Here is a 15,473-nt window from a genome sequence, read left to right on the forward strand (position 1 = left end):
TCTGAGGACTCCGAGTCGAACTACGACCGGATGAAGCAGAAGGTCAACGACGAACTCAAGCAGCACTTCCGGCCCGAGTTCCTCAACCGCATCGACGACACCATCGTCTTCCACCAGCTGCGCGAGAACGAGATCCTCTCGATCGTGGACATCATGATCCAGCGGATCGAGACGCAGCTACGCAACAAGGACATGGGTCTGGAGCTGACCGACAACGCCAAGAAGTACCTGGCGAAGAAGGGCTTCGACCCGGTACTGGGCGCACGGCCGCTACGCCGCACGATCCAGCGCGACATCGAGGACAACCTGTCCGAGCGGATCCTCTTCAACGAACTGACCCCGGGCCAGATCGTGGTGGTGGACTGCGAGGGCGACCCGGAAAACATCGACAAGTCCAAGCTCGTCTTCCGGGCCGGCAAGCCGATGCCGACGGGTCAGCCGTAGGCCCGCCGGCCCACCTCCGCCAGATGAGCACGCGTCGCGTCGTCGCAGAGCGCCCCGGTCACCCCGGCGGCGTACGCCCGCTCGGGCCCGAGCCCGAGACGCGCCGCCAGCTCGTGCTCACGAGCCAGGTCGGTGCCGAACATCGCCGGGTCGTCGGTGCCGACGGTACAGAGCAGACCGGCGGCGACCAGACGGGGTAGCGGATGCGCCGCCTCGGACCCCACCACCCGGGTCCGCAGGTTCGACGTGGGGCACACGTCCAGCACCACACGCCGGTCCCGCAGTTCGGCGAGCAGACCGTCGTCCTCGGCGGCCCGGACACCGTGCCGGATCCGCGCCGGGGCCAGTTCCAGCAGGTCACGCACCGAGTCGGGACCGCCCGCCTCGCCACCGTGCGGGACGAACGCCAGGCCACCGTCGCGGGCGATCGCCACGGCCCTGGCGAACACCTTCGCCGGTGCGGCCAGCTCCGGCCCGCCCAGCCCGAACCCGACCACGCCCCGGTCCCGGTAACGCACGGCCTGGCGGGCGCACTCCTCGGCGTCGGCCGGCGACAGCTCGCGATCCACGTCGGGAGTCAACAGCACACGTACGCCATGCCGCTCGTACGCCTCGGCCGCGCCATCGGCGTACCCCTCGAAGACGGCCGTCCAGCCGACGCCCCGGCGCACCCGCTCGGCCGGCGAGAAGATGCCCTCCAGGTAGACCGCGCCGTGGGCGGCGGCCTCGGCGGCGTACTCCACCACGACGCGCCGGAAGTCGTCGGCGGTACGCAGGCAGTTGGTGGTGAGCACCCACGTCCGGACGAAGTGCGCGAAGTCGGTGAACTCGTAGAGCGGACGCAGCCCCTCGACCGTCTCCGCGGGCAGCCGCTCGCCGTTGCGCCGGGCGATGACCAGCAGTGTCTCCGGCCGTACCGTCCCCTCGAAGTGGACGTGCAGTTCGATCTTCGGGGACGGCTCGACCCACGCCGCCATCAGGCGGCTCGCAGCGGGTGCCGCTCGTCCGCCACCGGCGCCCGCCCCCGCCAGCCGGCCTGCGACACGCCCAGCAGCCAGCGCAGCGGCGTGGCCGAGAGCAGCGGCGGATCGGTGATCCGCACCTGCCGTACCGGCACCGTGAGCGTGGCCAGCGCCGTGGGCCGGGCGTGCTGGTCACCGGCCGGTACTTGCAGCTCCATGTCACCGACCAGGAAACTGTCCGGCGCGCCGTCGACGAGCGCTGCGGTGGCGTCCCGGTCCGGCCGCAACAGCAGGACGCGGGCGCGGTGCTCGCCCGGCGGCACGGTGGCGGGCAGCGCGGCGGGTAGTGGCCGCGGCGCGGCCGTCCACCACTCGTTGCGCCCGCCGTTGCGGGGCGCCACCGCGGCGAGCAGCAGACCCGGCAGGTCAACCGTGTCGAGGTGCACCAGCGCCCGGTGCGCCTGGCCGGCGACGATCGCGCGACCCCTGATCACCGGCAGTAGGGCCGACACCGACACGCCTGCCAACTGGCGGGCGAGCTGGCGGAACCGCTCCGGCGGTAGGCTCACCCAGCGCCGGAACTGGGTCGTGAACGTGCCGACGCTGGAGTACCCGACCTGGGCACTGATCGCCGTGACGGTGAGCGAGGAAACCAGTAGCAACCGTCGCGCCTCGGCCATGCGCAGGGCTGCCAGGAAACGTGCCGGTGTCATCGAGGTGGCCTGCTTGAACACGCGATGAAAATAGAAGGGGCTGAACGGGGCCAGGCGCGCCAAAGTCTCCAGCGGCAACGGCCTGCTGAGTTCTCTTTTCATGTGCTCGATCACCCGGACAATGGCGGCCAGCCGACCGCCGTGATCCTTGCAGTCGGCACCGGAAAACAGCCCCATGGCCCCTCCATCGCTACGTGGAAACCGTGGCCAATGGTGCTGTGCAGCTCTTGAACGAGTCTTGATTGGCTGCGCACCGGCAGCTCCGGCGCACGTGACAGCCGTCCGTCCCTCCTGGTCGAGCCGGTCCGGAAGCCGCTGCCCGGCCTGCGCGCGACCGGCTTCTCCGGCCCGGCGGACCAGCCCTCGGCACCCGCCGGAGGCAACACAGCAACCTGCGAGAAGACAGTGGCCGAGGCTTCCGCAAGTATTGGCCGGAGCGCGCACGCCAATCGAAGAGCTTCGCTGCAGGCGAGCGGCATCCGCATGCGTACACCCACGGCGAATTGGACTTGCCATGGCCCGAATCTTGTTGGCACTGCGACAACGCATCCTGACTCCGGATAAGCGCGAGGCGTTGTTTGACGTACGCGGCTTCCACGTCAAGAGCGACGCCGCGCGGCAGGCCCTGGAAAGTGCCGGGCTGAGTTTCATAGGCGGTTTCGGCGACGCCGCCGGGGCACCTTCGCCCCGGGCCGCCGAGGAACTGCTGGAACGACGCCCGGCACCGCTGCGCGGTTTCGCCTACGAGGGCGCCGCGATGGCGTACGCCCTGATGGACAGCCTGCGCCCCGGCGGCGGCCGGAGTCTGGCACGATTCCTGGCCGGACGCGGCGACGCGCACGCCTACATGGCGCACGTCGGCACCGGGTGGGCCATGGCCCGGCTGCCCCGCTGGCGCTGGCCGGCGGTCCTTCCGCCCGACCCGCTGTTGCGCTGGCTCGCCCTCGACGGCTACGGCTTCCACCAGGCCTACTTCCACACCGGCCGGTACGTCCACGAACGCCACCGCGACCCGGCGCACATCTGGCCGGCGGAGCTGCGGCACTACGCCCCGCGCGCGGTGGACCAGGGCATCGGCCGGGCGCTGTGGTTCGTCGCCGGCGCCGACCCGGCCGAACTGGTCCGCCTGCTCCACCGCTTCTCCGCCGACCGGCACCCCGACCTGTGGAGTGGGGTCGGCCTGGCCGCCAGCTACGCCGGTGGCGCCGAGCTGGGCGAGCTGAGAATGCTCCGCGAGGCTGCCGGCGAGCACCGTCCGGCGCTCGGCCAAGGCGGCGCGTTCGCGGCCAAGGCCCGGATCCGCGCCGGGCACGTCCCGACGCACACCGCTGTCGCGGTCGGGGCGTTCTGCGTCACAAACGTCGAGCAGGCCGCCTCGATCACCGACGCGGCGCTCGCCGACCTGACCGATTCGGCCTCGCGGCCCGCCTTCGCGGTGTGGCGTCAGCGGATCGCCGACCATCTCGTCCTGCTGGGGAGGTGCTGACCGGGTGTCCATGATCCTTGGTTGGGGCCGACGTCACTGCGCCGGGCTGACCGCCCTGCTGCTGATCGTCGGCCTGTTCCTGATCTCCGAGCCGGCTACTGCCACCGACGACGAACGGCGGCGCATGGCCGAGGGCTACCGGTTCACGCCGCTGTCCATCGCGATCCCGGGCGGCCTGCCGCAGCAGAGCATCCGCCGGGTCAACAAGGAGTACACGCACATCGACGCGTGGATCTCCTCGGTGGGCGCCGGGGTAGCCATGAACGACATCGACGGCGACGGCCTGGCGAACGACCTCTGCGTCACCGACGTACGGATCGACCGGGTGGTGGTCACCCCCACGCCCGGGGAGCGCCAGGAGCGGTATCAGCCGTTCGTGCTCGACCCGGCGCCGCTGCCGATGGGCCCGCACATGGCGCCGATGGGCTGCGCACCCGGCGACTTCAACGAGGACGGCCGCACCGACCTGCTCGTCTACTGGTGGGGCCGGACGCCGGTGACGTTCCTGGCCCGCCCGGACGCCGCCGGTCTGTCCGCGGCGGCGTTCCGGCCGGTCGAGCTGGTTGACCGGCCCCCGGCCGCGGACGGCGGCTACACCGGGCCGCGGTGGAACACCAACACGGTGAGCGTTGCGGACTTCGACGGCGACGGCCACGAGGACGTGTTCGTCGGCAACTACTTCCCCGACGGCCCGGTGCTCGACCACACCGTCAGCGGCGGCGTGGCGATGAACAGGTCCATGTCCGCCGCGTACAACGGCGGGCGCGACCACATCCTGCGCTGGACCGGCGCGACCGCCGACAGTGTCACCTTCGCCGACGTGCCGGATCTCTTCGGCGACGACGTCTCCCGAGGCTGGGCGCTCGCGTCGAGCGCCACCGACCTCGACGGCGATCTGCTGCCCGAGCTGTACGTCGCGAACGACTTCGGCCCCGACCGGCTGCTGCACAACCGCTCCACGCCGGGCCGGGTGCGGCTGGCCCTCGCCGAGGGCGAGAGCAGCCGGCTCACGGTGCCCAAGTCGAAGATCCTCGGCCACGACTCCTTCAAGGGCATGGGCGTCGACGTCGGCGACCTGGATGGCGACGGCCTCTACGACATGTACGTCGGCAACATCACCACCTCGTTCGGGATCCAGGAGAGCAACTTCGCCTTCATCAACCAGGCGCGCGACGCCGACGACCTGCGGCAGCGGCTCGCCGCCGGCCGGGCTCCGTTCGTCGACCGCAGCGTCCCGCTGAACCTCGCCTGGAGCGGCTGGAGCTGGGACGTCAAGATCGCCGACCTGACCAACCGCGGCCGGCCCGACATCGTGCAGACCAGCGGTTTCGTCAAGGGCGAGGTGAACCGGTGGGCGCAGCTCCAGGAGCTGGCCACCGCGAACGACACGCTGCTGGAGCACACCTCGTGGTGGCCACGGGTCCGCGCGGGCGACGACATCGCCGGTGGCCAGCCGCTGCGCCTGCACGTCCAGAGGCTCGACGGCGGGTACGCCGACATCGCCGACCGGCTCGGCCTGGCCGCGCCGATCCCGACCCGGGGCATCGCGCTCGGCGACGCCGACGGCGACGGCCGGCTGGACATGGCGGTGGCCCGGCAGTGGGACGCGCCGGTGTTCTACCGCAACGACAGCCCCGGCACCGGCTCGCAGCTCTCCCTGAAGCTGAACCGGCCACCGGCCGGTGACGCCGCCACCGGCTCCCCCGTCATCGGCGCCGACGTCACCGTCCGCACCCCGGACGGTCGCGTGCTGCGCGGCCGCGTCGACGGCGGCAGCGGCCACTCCGGCCGGCGCAGCTTCGAGGTGCACGTCGGCCTCGGTGACGTCACCGGGCCGGTCCAGGTCGACCTGGCCTGGCGGGACCGCACCGGCGCTCCCCGTACGCAGACGCTGACGCTCACGCCCGGCCGGCACGCGCTCACCCTCGGCACCCAGGCACAGGAGGCGAGTTCATGACGAAGCCACGCGACCCGCGAGTGACAGCGCTGCGCCGCTTCGCGATCTCGATCACCGTCCTCAACATCCTCGGTTACACGGTCCTCGGCTTCGAACAGCCCGCGCTCTGGCCGGTGTACGCCGTGCTTACCGCGTACGCCGCGGAGCTGCTGCTGGAGGCGGTGGGCGCGCGGGGCGAGGGCCGCGCCCCCCGGTACGCGGGCGGCGTCCGCAACCTGGTCGAGTTCCTCTTCCCGGCGCACATAACCGCGCTTGCGGTGAACATGCTGCTCTACACGAACGACCGGCTGCTGGTGATGCTATTCGGTGTGCTGGTGGCGATCAGCGGCAAGTGGCTGCTGCGGGCGCCGGTCGACGGGCGGCTGCGGCACTTCATGAACCCGTCGAACTTCGGCATCGCGATCGTGCTGCTGCTGTTCCCGTGGGTCTCCATCGCGCCCCCGTACCACTTCACCGAGAATCTCTCCGGCCCCGCCGACTGGGCGATCGTGGCGGTGATCCTCGTGCTGGGCACGATGCTCAACGCCAAGCTGACCCGCCGGATGTGGCTGATCGCCGGCTGGCTGTCGATCTTCGTGGTGCAGTCGGTGGTCCGGGGCCTGATCCTGGACACGTCGATCCCGGCCGCGCTGGCCACCATGACCGGTACCGCGTTCGTCCTCTTCACCAACTACATGATCACGGACCCGGGTACGACGCCGAGCCGGCCCGCCGCCCAGTTCGCGTTCGGCGGCGGGGTGGCGCTCGTGTACGGCGTGCTGACCGGCGCCTCGGTGACGTACGGGCTCTTCTTCGCCACCGCGATCGTCTGCCTGGTCCGCGGCCTCTTCCTCTGGTCGCTGCACGCCTCGCGCCGCGAGCAGCGGCGCCGCGAACAGGACCACCCCGTCTCGCCCGCAACGCCCGGGACACCGGCCACTACCGGTCCCGTCTCCGCGGACAACACCAAGCGGCCCGTGCCCGCCTGATCCGCGAATCGCACAACCTCAGGAGTCACGACATGAGCAGAATCGCGGTCGTCGGCATGAGCTGCCGCTACCCGGAAGCCGATTCGGTGGCCGACCTGTGGCGCAACGTCCTGAGTGGGCGGCGGGCGTTCCGCCGGCTGCCGCCGGAGCGGATGAGCCTGGAGGACTACTGGGACGCCGACCCGGCCGCACCGGACCGGTTCTACAACCGGAACGCGGCGGTCATCGAGGGGTACACGTTCGACCGGATCCGCCACCGGATCGCCGGCAGCACCTACCGCTCCACCGACCTCACCCACTGGCTGGCGCTGGACGTGGCCGGCGAGGCGCTCGCCGACGCCGGCTGGCCGGACGGCGCCGGACTGCCCCGGGAACGCACCGCTGTCGTGGTCGGCAACACCCTCACCGGCGAGTTCTCCCGCGCCAACGTGCTGCGGCTGCGCTGGCCGTACGTACGCCGGGTGCTGGCAGCCGGGCTGCGCGAACAGGGATGGTCGGACGAGCGGATCGCGGAGTTCCTCGCGGTGACCGAGGAGCGGTACAAGAGCCCCTTCCCGCCGATCGACGAGGACACACTCGCCGGTGGTCTGTCCAACACCATCGGCGGGCGGATCTGCAACCACTTCGACCTCGGCGGCGGCGGCTGGACCGTGGACGCGGCCTGCGCCTCCAGCCTGCTGTCGGTGGTCACCGCCGCACGCGCCCTGGCCGTCGGCGAGATCGACGTGGCCGTCGCGGGCGGGGTGGACCTGTCCATCGACCCGTTCGAGATGGTCGGCTTCGCCAAGGCCGGCGCGCTGGCCCGCGATGAGATGCGCGTCTACGACGAACGGTCGCAGGGCTTCTGGCCGGGTGAGGGCTGCGGCATGGTCGTGCTGATGCGCCACGACGACGCGGTGGCGCAGGGGCGCACCGTGTACGCGTCGATCGCCGGCTGGGGTGTCTCCTCCGACGGGCGCGGCGGGATGACCCGGCCGGAGGCGCAGGGCTACCGGCTGGCGCTGGACCGGGCGTACCAGCGGGCCGGTTTCGGCATCGGCACGGTGCCGCTCTTCGAGGGGCACGGCACCGGCACGGCGGTCGGCGACGCCACCGAGCTGCGCGCGCTCTCCGCCGCCCGGCGCGACGCCGGGGCCACCGATCCGGCCGCCATCGGCTCGATCAAGGCGCTCATCGGGCACACGAAGGCCGCCGCCGGGGTGGCCGGGCTGATCAAGGCGACGATGGCGCTGCGGCACGCGATCGTCCCGCCCACAGCCAATTGCACCCGCCCGCGCCCGGAGCTGACCGCCGCCGACCGGACGCTGCGCGCCGCGCCGGTGGCCGAGCCCTGGCCGGACGGGGCGCCGCTGCGCGCCGGGGTCATCGCGATGGGCTTCGGCGGAATCAACACCCACCTGGTACTGGAGGCCGGCCCGTCCGCCGTGCCGGAGCGCATCCGGCGACAGCAGCTCCGGCTCGCCCGGCACGCCCAGGACGCCGAGCTGCTGCTGCTCGACGCGGCCGATCCGGCCGCGCTGCGGGAACGGGTGGCCACGCTGCTGCCCCCGCTGGCCCGGCTGTCGTACGGCGAGCTGACCGACCTGGCCGGCGCGCTGGCCGGTGAGGTACGCGATCGGCCGATGCGGCTGGCGGTGGTTGCCGCCTCCCCCGCCGAGGCGGCCGACCGGTTCGGGCGCGCCCTGGCGGCGCTCGACCGGGGCGAGGAGGAACTGTTCGCCGACGGGCTGGCGCTGCGGCGCACGCTACGGCCGGCCCGGCTCGGGTTCCTCTTTCCCGGCCAGGGCTCCGGCCGGCGCGTCGACGGCGGCGCGCTGGCCCGGCGCTTCCCGGCCGCCGCCGAGGTGCACCGCCGGGCGGCGCTGCCGGCCGGCGCGGACCCGGTGGCCACCGAGGTGGCTCAGCCGCGCATCGCGGCGGATTCCCTGGCCGGCCTGCGGGTGCTCACCGAACTCGGCGTCGAGGCGCGGGTGGCGGTCGGGCACAGCCTCGGCGAGATCACCGCGCTGCACTGGGCCGGCACCGTCGACGCGGAGGCGGTGCTGCGGATCGCCGCGGCCCGCGGCGCGGTCATGGCCGGCTGCCGGGAACCGGGCACGATGGCCGGCCTGGCCGCCGACGACACCGCTACCGCCCGGTTGATCGGCGCGGAGCCGGTGGTGGTGGCCGGCTACAACGGGCCACGGCAGACAGTGGTCGCCGGTCCGTCCGACGCGGTGCGACGGGTGTGCGAGCGGGCCACCGAGGCCGGTGTGCACTGGGCGGACCTGGCCGTCTCGCACGCGTTCCACTCCCCCCTGATGGCCTCGGCGGCGCGCGAGTTCGGCGACTGGCTGGAAGGGGTCCGGCTCGCCCCGCCGCGTCGGCCGGTGGTCTCCACCGTCACCGGCGCGGAGCTGAGCTCCGGCACGGACCTGATGGCGTTGCTGCGACGGCAGATCACCGAGCCGGTGCGCTTCGCCGAGGCGGTCACCGAGGCCGGCAAGCGGGTGGACGCGCTGGTCGAGGTGGGCCCAGGCCAGGTGCTCGCGCGGATGGCCCGGGACCTGGTGGACGTGCCGGTGTTCGCCACCGGCACCGACGCGCCGACGCTCGCCGGGTTCCTCGGTACCGTCGGCGCACTGTGGGCGCTGGGCGCGCCCGTCGACCACGGCACGCTCGTCAGCGACCGCCCGGTCCGTCCACTCGACCTGACCGCCCGGCAGCGCTTCTTCGCCAGCCCGTGCGAGGCGGCCCCTCCGGTCGTCGTCGACGCGGCGTCCCCGGCCGTCGCGGCCCGGCCGGCTGACGCCGGACGACCCGCCACCGGCAGTGAACGGCAGCCGGCAGCCGATCCGCTGGCCGTGCTGCGCCGGCTGGCCGCTTCCCGCGCGGAGCTGCCGGCCGAGAGCGTCGGCGCGGACATCCGGCTCCTCGACGGCCTGCACCTCAGCTCGATCGCGGTGGGACAGTTGGTCAACGAGGCGGCCCGGGAACTCGGCCTGCCGGCGGTGCAGGCCCCGACGAACTTCGCCACCGCCACACTGCGCGAGATCGCCGACGCGCTGCGGGAACTGGATCCGGCCACCCCGGCCGTCGACCGGCGGGTGGACGGCGTCGCCCCGTGGGTGCGCGGCTTCACCATCGAGCTGGTCGAGGAGCCGGTGGAGCGGATCCCCGCCGGCCCCGCCGGACCGGGTGACTGGCGTCTGTACGCGCCGGCCGGTCACCCGTACGCGGAGGCGCTGCGCGACGCGCTCGCCGGTGCGGGCGTCGGCGCCGGGGTGTTGCTCTGCCCGGACGAGGACGAAGAGGTGGACGTCGACCTCGCGCTGCGCGCCGTCCAGGCGGCGGTGGCCCAGCGGCCGGGCAACCGCCTGGTGGTCGTCCAGCACGGCCGGGGCGTCTCCGGGCTGGCCCGTACCGCCCGGCTTGAGGGCACGAACCTGCACGTGACGCTGGTCGAGGCGGCACCCTTCGACGACCTGGTGCAACGGGTGGTACGCGAGGTGGCCGCCACCGACGGGTACGCCGAGTCGCACCACGACGCGGACGGCACGCGACGTGTTCCCCTGCTCCGGCCGCTGCCACCGCCCGGCCCGGTACACGGCGGACCGGCCGGTCCGCAGCTGCGACCGGACGACGTGCTGCTGGTGACCGGCGGCGGGAAGGGCATCACCGCCGAGTGCGCCCTCGCGCTGGCCCGGGACACCGGTGCCCGGCTGGCGCTGCTCGGACGGGCGGACCCGGCCGGAGACCCGGAGCTGGCCGCCAACCTGGCACGGATGCGGGAGGCGGGGGTGCGTCTGCGGTACGTCCGCGCCGACGTCACCGACCCGGAGGCGGTACGCGCCGCCGTGGCGCAGGTGCGGGAGCACCTGGGTCCGGTCGCCGGTGTGCTGCACGGCGCCGGGGTCAACCGGCCCGCAGCCCTCGCCGCACTGGACCCGGACACGCTGCGCGCCACGCTCGGACCGAAGGTGGACGGCCTGGCGAACATCCTCGCCGCCGTCGAGGCGGACGGGCTGCGACTGCTGGTGACGTTCGGCAGCGTGATCGGGCGCGGCGGCCTGCCCGGCGAGGCCCACTACGCGCTGGCCAACGACTGGCTGGCCCGGCTGACCGCCGAGACCGGCCGCCGGTACCCCGGATGCCGCGCGGTGTGTCTGGAGTGGTCGGTCTGGTCCGGCGTCGGCATGGGTGAACGGCTCTCCGCCGTCGAGTCCCTGCTGCGCGCCGGGATCACCCCGATCCCGCCGGACGAGGGCGTACGGGCGCTGCGACAGGTACTCGCGCTGTCCCGACTGCCTGCCGCGGTGGTGGTCACCGGCCGGACCGAAGGGCTGGACACGCTGCGCCACGAGCGGCGGGAGCTGCCGCTGCTGCGCTTCCTGGAACGCCCGCTGGTGCAGTACGACGGGGTGGAGCTGGTGGTCGAGGCGGACCTCTCGGCAGAGAGCGATCCGTACCTGACCGAGCACGACCTCGACGGTAACCTCCTGCTGCCCGCGGTACTCGGCATGGAGGCGATGGCGCAGGTCGCCACGGCGCTCAGCGGCGCCACCGGTGTGCCGGTGCTGACCGGCGTCAGCTTCCCCCGGCCCGTGGTGGTGGCACGCGGCGGGCGCGTCACCGTCCGGATCGCCGCCGTACAGGCCGAAGCGGGCGTGGTGGAGGTGGCGATCCGCAGCGACGAGACGGGCTTCGCGGCCGACCACTTCCGGGGCACCGTCCGCTTCGAGCCGGACGAGGGCGACCGGGAGGCGCCCGGTGTGACCGGCGGGCTGCCGCCGGTACCGCTGGAGCCGGGCCGGGACCTCTACGGCGACCTGCTCTTCCAGGGCGACCGGTTCCGCCGGCTGGTGCGCTACCACCGGGTCGCATCCCGACGGGCCGAGGCGGACGTCGCCACCACCGAGGATTTGCGCTGGTTCCACGCGTTCCTGCCGCAACGGCTGCTGCTCGGCGACGCGGGCGCGCGGGACGCCTTCCTGCACGGCATCCAGGTCTGCGTACCGGACTCGACGCTGCTGCCCGTGTCGGTGGACCGGGTGGAGCCGGCCGGGCCGAAGCTCGCCGCCACCGAACAGATCCGTTTCGTGGCGGTGGAGCGGGAGCACCGGGACGACACCTACCGGTACGACGTGACCGTCCTCGGCGCGGCCGGGGTGGTGGTGGAACGCTGGCTCGGCCTGCGGCTGCGCGCGGTACGCCACCGACCGGCCGCCCTGCCGTGGCCGCCCGCGCTGCTCGGGCCGGTGCTGGAGCGGCGGCTGGGCCAGCTGCTCGGCGCCGACCTTGCGGTGGTGGTGGAACCGCGTCCGGACCGGACGGACGGACCGCGCCGGGAGGTCACGGCAGTGGCCGTCGGGCGGGCCGTGGGGCGGCCGGTGCGTCTGCGGTACCGGCCGGACGGACGGCCGGAGGACGTCAACGGCCGGCACGTCTCGGCCGCCCACAGCGGTGCCGCCAGCCTGCTGGTGGCCGGTGCCGGGCCGCTCGCCTGCGATCTGGAGGTGGTCCGGCCCCGGCCCGCCGAGGTCTGGACCGACCTGCTCGGCCGGCACGCCGGGCTGGCCGGGCAGATCGCCGCCGACCGTGGCGAGGACGCCGACGTCGCCGCCACCCGGGTGTGGTGCGCCAAGGAGTGCCTGGTCAAGGCGGGGCTGCCGGTGGACGCCCCGCTCACGGTGGCCGGCGTCGACGGCGAGTGGGTGCTGTTGCGCAGCGGCCGGGTCACTGTGGCCACCGGCCCGGTCCGCGTCACCGGCGAGCCGCAGCCGGTGGTCGTCGCCGTCCTCACCGCGACGGGGGTGTGACGTGTCCTCCTGGTACGAGTACCGCCACGTGGTCGGCTTCGAGGAGACGAACCTCGTCGGCAACGTCTACTACGTCAACTATCTGCGCTGGCAGGGCCGCTGCCGGGAGATGTTCCTGCACGAGCATGCCCCGGCGGTGGTCGACGACCTGCGCGCCGGGCTGAAGCTGTTCACGCTGCGGGTGGACTGCGAGTTCCTCGCCGAACTCGACGCCTTCGACGAGCTGCGCATCCGGATGAGCCTGGCCGAGCTGACCCAGACGCAGCTCGGCCTGGCCTTCGACTATCTGCGCGACGGCCCCGGCGGACTGGTGCCGGTGGCCCGGGGGCATCAGCGGATCGCCTGCATGCGGGAGGTCGCCGGGCAGGTGGTGCCGACCCGCGTGCCGCCGCCGCTGGTGCGGGCGCTGGCGCCGTACCGGGCGGCCGAGGGGGTGTCCGGTCGTGCCTGAGCGCGCAGTGGACGCGCCGGCCGCCGGGGCGCTGCGTACGGTGCTCGGCGAGTTCGTCACCGGCGTGACGGTGCTGACGGTGGGTGGCGCGCTGCCGCACGGCATGACGGCGAACTCGTTCACCTCGGTCTCGCTGGACCCGCCGCTGGTGCTGCTGTGCGTGAGCCGGGACAGCCTGATGTCCGCCTGCCTGGCCGATGCGGACGGGTTCGGCGTCTCCGTGCTGGCCGCCGGGCAGGAGCACCTGGCCCGGCACTTCACCGACCGGCACCGGCGGCCCGGACACGCACAGTTCGCCACCGTCGGCTGGTCGCCCGGCGAGCGGACCGGCGCGCCGCTGCTGCACGGCGCGCTGGCCTGGCTGGAGTGCCGACCGTGGCGCTGCCACGACGGCGGCGACCACGTGATCGTGGTGGGCCGTCTGGTGGCCGCGCGCACGGGCGCCGACCGCGACGCTTTGATCTTCCGGCGGGGCCGGTTCGACAGGTCCGGGGACCCCCACCCGGCCGCCGGCCGCCGGCACATCCAACAGCTCCTGAAGGAGGCGCAGTGACCCTGTCGGAGAAGCGCGACGCCGGCGGGCCGAAGCTCGATCTCAACGGCAGCCGGCACCGGGCGGCCCTGCACATCTTTCTTGTCGTCGTCACCGCCCACTGGGCCGAACACCTGGTGCAGGCCGCCCAGATCTGGGTGTTCGGCTGGTCCCGGCCGCAGGCGCGCGGCGTGCTCGGCATGCCGTTCCCGTGGCTGGTCGAGAGCGAGTGGCTGCACTACGGGTACGCGCTCGTCATGCTCGCCGGCTTCTGGCTGCTGCGCGGCGGCTTCGTCGGCCGTGCCCGGACCTGGTGGACGGCGGCGCTGCTGATCCAGGTGTGGCACCACCTGGAGCACCTGCTGCTGCTGGTGCAGTCGCTCACCGGCAGCAACCTGGCCGGGCAGCCGGTGCCGACGAGCCTGCTACAACTGGTGACGCCCCGGGTGGAGCTGCACCTGTTCTACAACGCCGTGGTGTTCCTGCCGATGATGGTGGCGATGTACCTGCACCGCACGCCGCTCGCCGACGAACTGGCCCGGATGCGGTGCAGTTGCCGCCGGGCGGCCGAGGTCCGGTGAAACGCGGGCCGGGGCCGAGGTGGCTGGCGGCGGGACTGCTCACGCTCCTCGCGCTCGGCATCGCCGGACTGATCCTGGCGGCTCAGGTGCGACCGGCGCGGTTGGTGACCACCGACCCGCCGGCCGGCGCCCGGCTGACCACGGCGCCGACGGCTGCGACGTTGACGTTCACCGGCCCGCTCGACGGCGGGCAGACGCACGTCTGGCTGGTCGGCCCGGGCGCGGCGTTCGCCGCGACCGGCGCGCCGCGGTTCAGCGGGACCGACGTCGAGCTGCCGGTGACCGTGGTGGGCGACGGGCGCTACCGACTCGGCTACCACGCCCGGCTCGCCACCGGGCAGACCGCCACCGGCGTGGTCCCGTTCACCGTCGCCGCCGGGCTCGTCGCGCCGTCGCAGGCGGCCCGGACCGTCTCGCCGCCGGTCACCGCGCCGCCGGAGGGGTCTGCCGGGGGCGGCCACCATGGGGGTACGGGCGGAGCGGCCGGGCTGGTCCTGCTGCTGCTGCCGGTGGCGACCGGCGCGATCCTGCTGCTGCTGATGGCACGCGGGCGGCGTGACCGCCCGGCCGGGTCGCCGGACGGGGCCGGGCCGGGCCGGCGACGGCGGGCCTGGGTGCTGCGGGAACCCCAGGACGCCGACGAGCGGTCCGCCGACCACGAGCCGGCCCGATCGGGTCGGTGACCTGACGGACCACAGGAGGAGCGATGTCCGTACCGACAGATGCCACTGCCGTGAAGGCCGAACAGCGGCGGACCTGGGACGCCGTCAGCGACGGCTGGACCCGCGAGTGGGAGACGTTCGAGCGGGGCGGCGCCGCACTCACCGCGCGGCTACTGGAGCTGGGTGGCGTACGGCCGGGTCACCGCGTCCTGGACGTCGCGACCGGGCCGGGAGAACCGGCGCTCAGCGCCGCCGACGTCGTCGGTCCGAACGGCACCGTCACCGGTGTCGACCTCTCCCCTGCCATGCTCGCGGTGGCCCGCCGCCGGGCCGCGGGGCGGCGCAACGTCAACTTCCTCGTCGCTGATCTCGAGACGGTGGAGCTGCCGCCACGCGCCTTCGACGTGGTGCTCAGCCGGCTCGGCCTGATGTTCGCCGTCGACCCCGGCGCCGCGTTCGGCCGGATCGCCCGGATGCTCGTGCCGGGCGGCGTGCTCGCCGCGGCGGTGTGGGCACCGCCGCCGCGGGTGCCGCTGATGTCGCTCGGGTACGGCGTGCTCGCGCGACGGCTGGACCTGCCGTCCGGGCCACCGGATGTCCCCGGACCGTACCGCCTCTGCGACCCGGAGGCGCTGGCCGCCGGACTGACGGGCGCCGGCCTGCGGGACGTGACTGTCGACGAGTACCCGGTCCCGTTCCGGTTCCGTGACCCGGCCGAGTACGCGCGGTTCACCCGGGCGGTGGCGCCACCACCTGTCCGCCGCCGGGTAGAGGCGCTCGACGCGGCCGGGCGGGACGCGCTCTGGGCGGAGGTGGCCGCCGCCGCCGGGGGACGCGCCGACCCGGACGGCCTGGTCGACCTGACCTCGACCGCGCTCACCGTCCGGGCGACCGCCCCGGCCTGACCCCCATCCATCGC

At 73.8% G+C, this 15,473-nt stretch carries 11 protein-coding genes and 1 pseudogene; 10 read left to right on the top strand and 2 right to left on the bottom strand.

The annotated features are described in order from the left end of the window. Positions 1-444: pseudogene (locus GA0070215_RS25340) on the top strand (AAA family ATPase); the annotation flags it as partial. Here the strand turns inward: GA0070215_RS25340 and add are convergent. Both add and GA0070215_RS25350 read right to left on the bottom strand, forming a co-directional pair. Continuing rightward, positions 435-1,421 (bottom strand): adenosine deaminase, encoded by a 987-nt coding sequence (gene add / locus GA0070215_RS25345; RefSeq protein ID WP_091050681.1) that lies wholly within the window; start codon positions 1,419-1,421, stop codon positions 435-437. The pseudogene GA0070215_RS25340 and the gene add overlap by 10 nt on opposite strands. Beyond that, on the bottom strand, positions 1,421-2,221 hold the full coding sequence (locus tag GA0070215_RS25350; protein ID WP_244167150.1) for a helix-turn-helix domain-containing protein: 801 nt from the start codon (positions 2,219-2,221) through the stop codon (positions 1,421-1,423). The genes add and GA0070215_RS25350 overlap by 1 nt, the downstream gene beginning before the upstream one ends. Before the next feature lie 412 nt (positions 2,222-2,633). On the opposite strand from GA0070215_RS25350, the gene GA0070215_RS25355 reads away from it, so the two are divergent. The 9 genes from GA0070215_RS25355 to GA0070215_RS25395 are packed head-to-tail and all read left to right on the top strand — an operon-like array spanning position 2,634 to position 15,459. Then, positions 2,634-3,605, top strand: a complete 972-nt coding sequence (locus tag GA0070215_RS25355) for a DUF1702 family protein (protein WP_091050684.1) — start codon at positions 2,634-2,636, stop codon at positions 3,603-3,605. 4 nt (positions 3,606-3,609) lie between these two features. Beyond that, entirely contained in the window at positions 3,610-5,562 is a 1,953-nt protein-coding gene (locus GA0070215_RS25360; RefSeq protein ID WP_091050686.1) for a CRTAC1 family protein, read from the top strand. Beyond that, positions 5,559-6,530 (top strand): enediyne biosynthesis protein, encoded by a 972-nt coding sequence (locus GA0070215_RS25365; RefSeq protein WP_244167146.1) that lies wholly within the window; start codon positions 5,559-5,561, stop codon positions 6,528-6,530. Before GA0070215_RS25360 ends, GA0070215_RS25365 begins: the two co-directional genes overlap by 4 nt. 32 nt (positions 6,531-6,562) lie before the next feature. Then, on the top strand, positions 6,563-12,328 hold the full coding sequence (locus GA0070215_RS25370; RefSeq protein ID WP_091050693.1) for a type I polyketide synthase: 5,766 nt from the start codon (positions 6,563-6,565) through the stop codon (positions 12,326-12,328). A 1-nt stretch (position 12,329) separates the two neighbouring features. Next, positions 12,330-12,779, top strand: a complete 450-nt coding sequence (locus GA0070215_RS25375) for an acyl-CoA thioesterase (protein WP_018788286.1) — start codon at positions 12,330-12,332, stop codon at positions 12,777-12,779. Continuing rightward, positions 12,772-13,332 (top strand): flavin reductase family protein, encoded by a 561-nt coding sequence (locus GA0070215_RS25380; protein ID WP_051090527.1) that lies wholly within the window; start codon positions 12,772-12,774, stop codon positions 13,330-13,332. Before GA0070215_RS25375 ends, GA0070215_RS25380 begins: the two co-directional genes overlap by 8 nt. After that, the gene (locus GA0070215_RS25385; RefSeq protein WP_091050696.1) at positions 13,329-13,892 is read left to right on the top strand and encodes a hypothetical protein; all 564 of its coding nucleotides are present in this window, start codon (positions 13,329-13,331) and stop codon (positions 13,890-13,892) included. The genes GA0070215_RS25380 and GA0070215_RS25385 overlap by 4 nt, the downstream gene beginning before the upstream one ends. Next, a complete protein-coding gene (locus GA0070215_RS25390) occupies positions 13,889-14,575 on the top strand; it encodes a copper resistance protein CopC (protein WP_167361571.1) in 687 nt (228 codons plus the stop codon). Before GA0070215_RS25385 ends, GA0070215_RS25390 begins: the two co-directional genes overlap by 4 nt. A 23-nt stretch (positions 14,576-14,598) precedes the next feature. Continuing rightward, positions 14,599-15,459, top strand: coding sequence for a class I SAM-dependent methyltransferase (locus GA0070215_RS25395; protein ID WP_026268581.1), 861 nt, complete (start codon positions 14,599-14,601; stop codon positions 15,457-15,459). Positions 15,460-15,473: the final 14 nt, after the last annotated feature.

This window comes from Micromonospora marina (assembly GCF_900091565.1).
In the GTDB taxonomy this organism is placed as follows: domain Bacteria; phylum Actinomycetota; class Actinomycetes; order Mycobacteriales; family Micromonosporaceae; genus Micromonospora; species Micromonospora marina.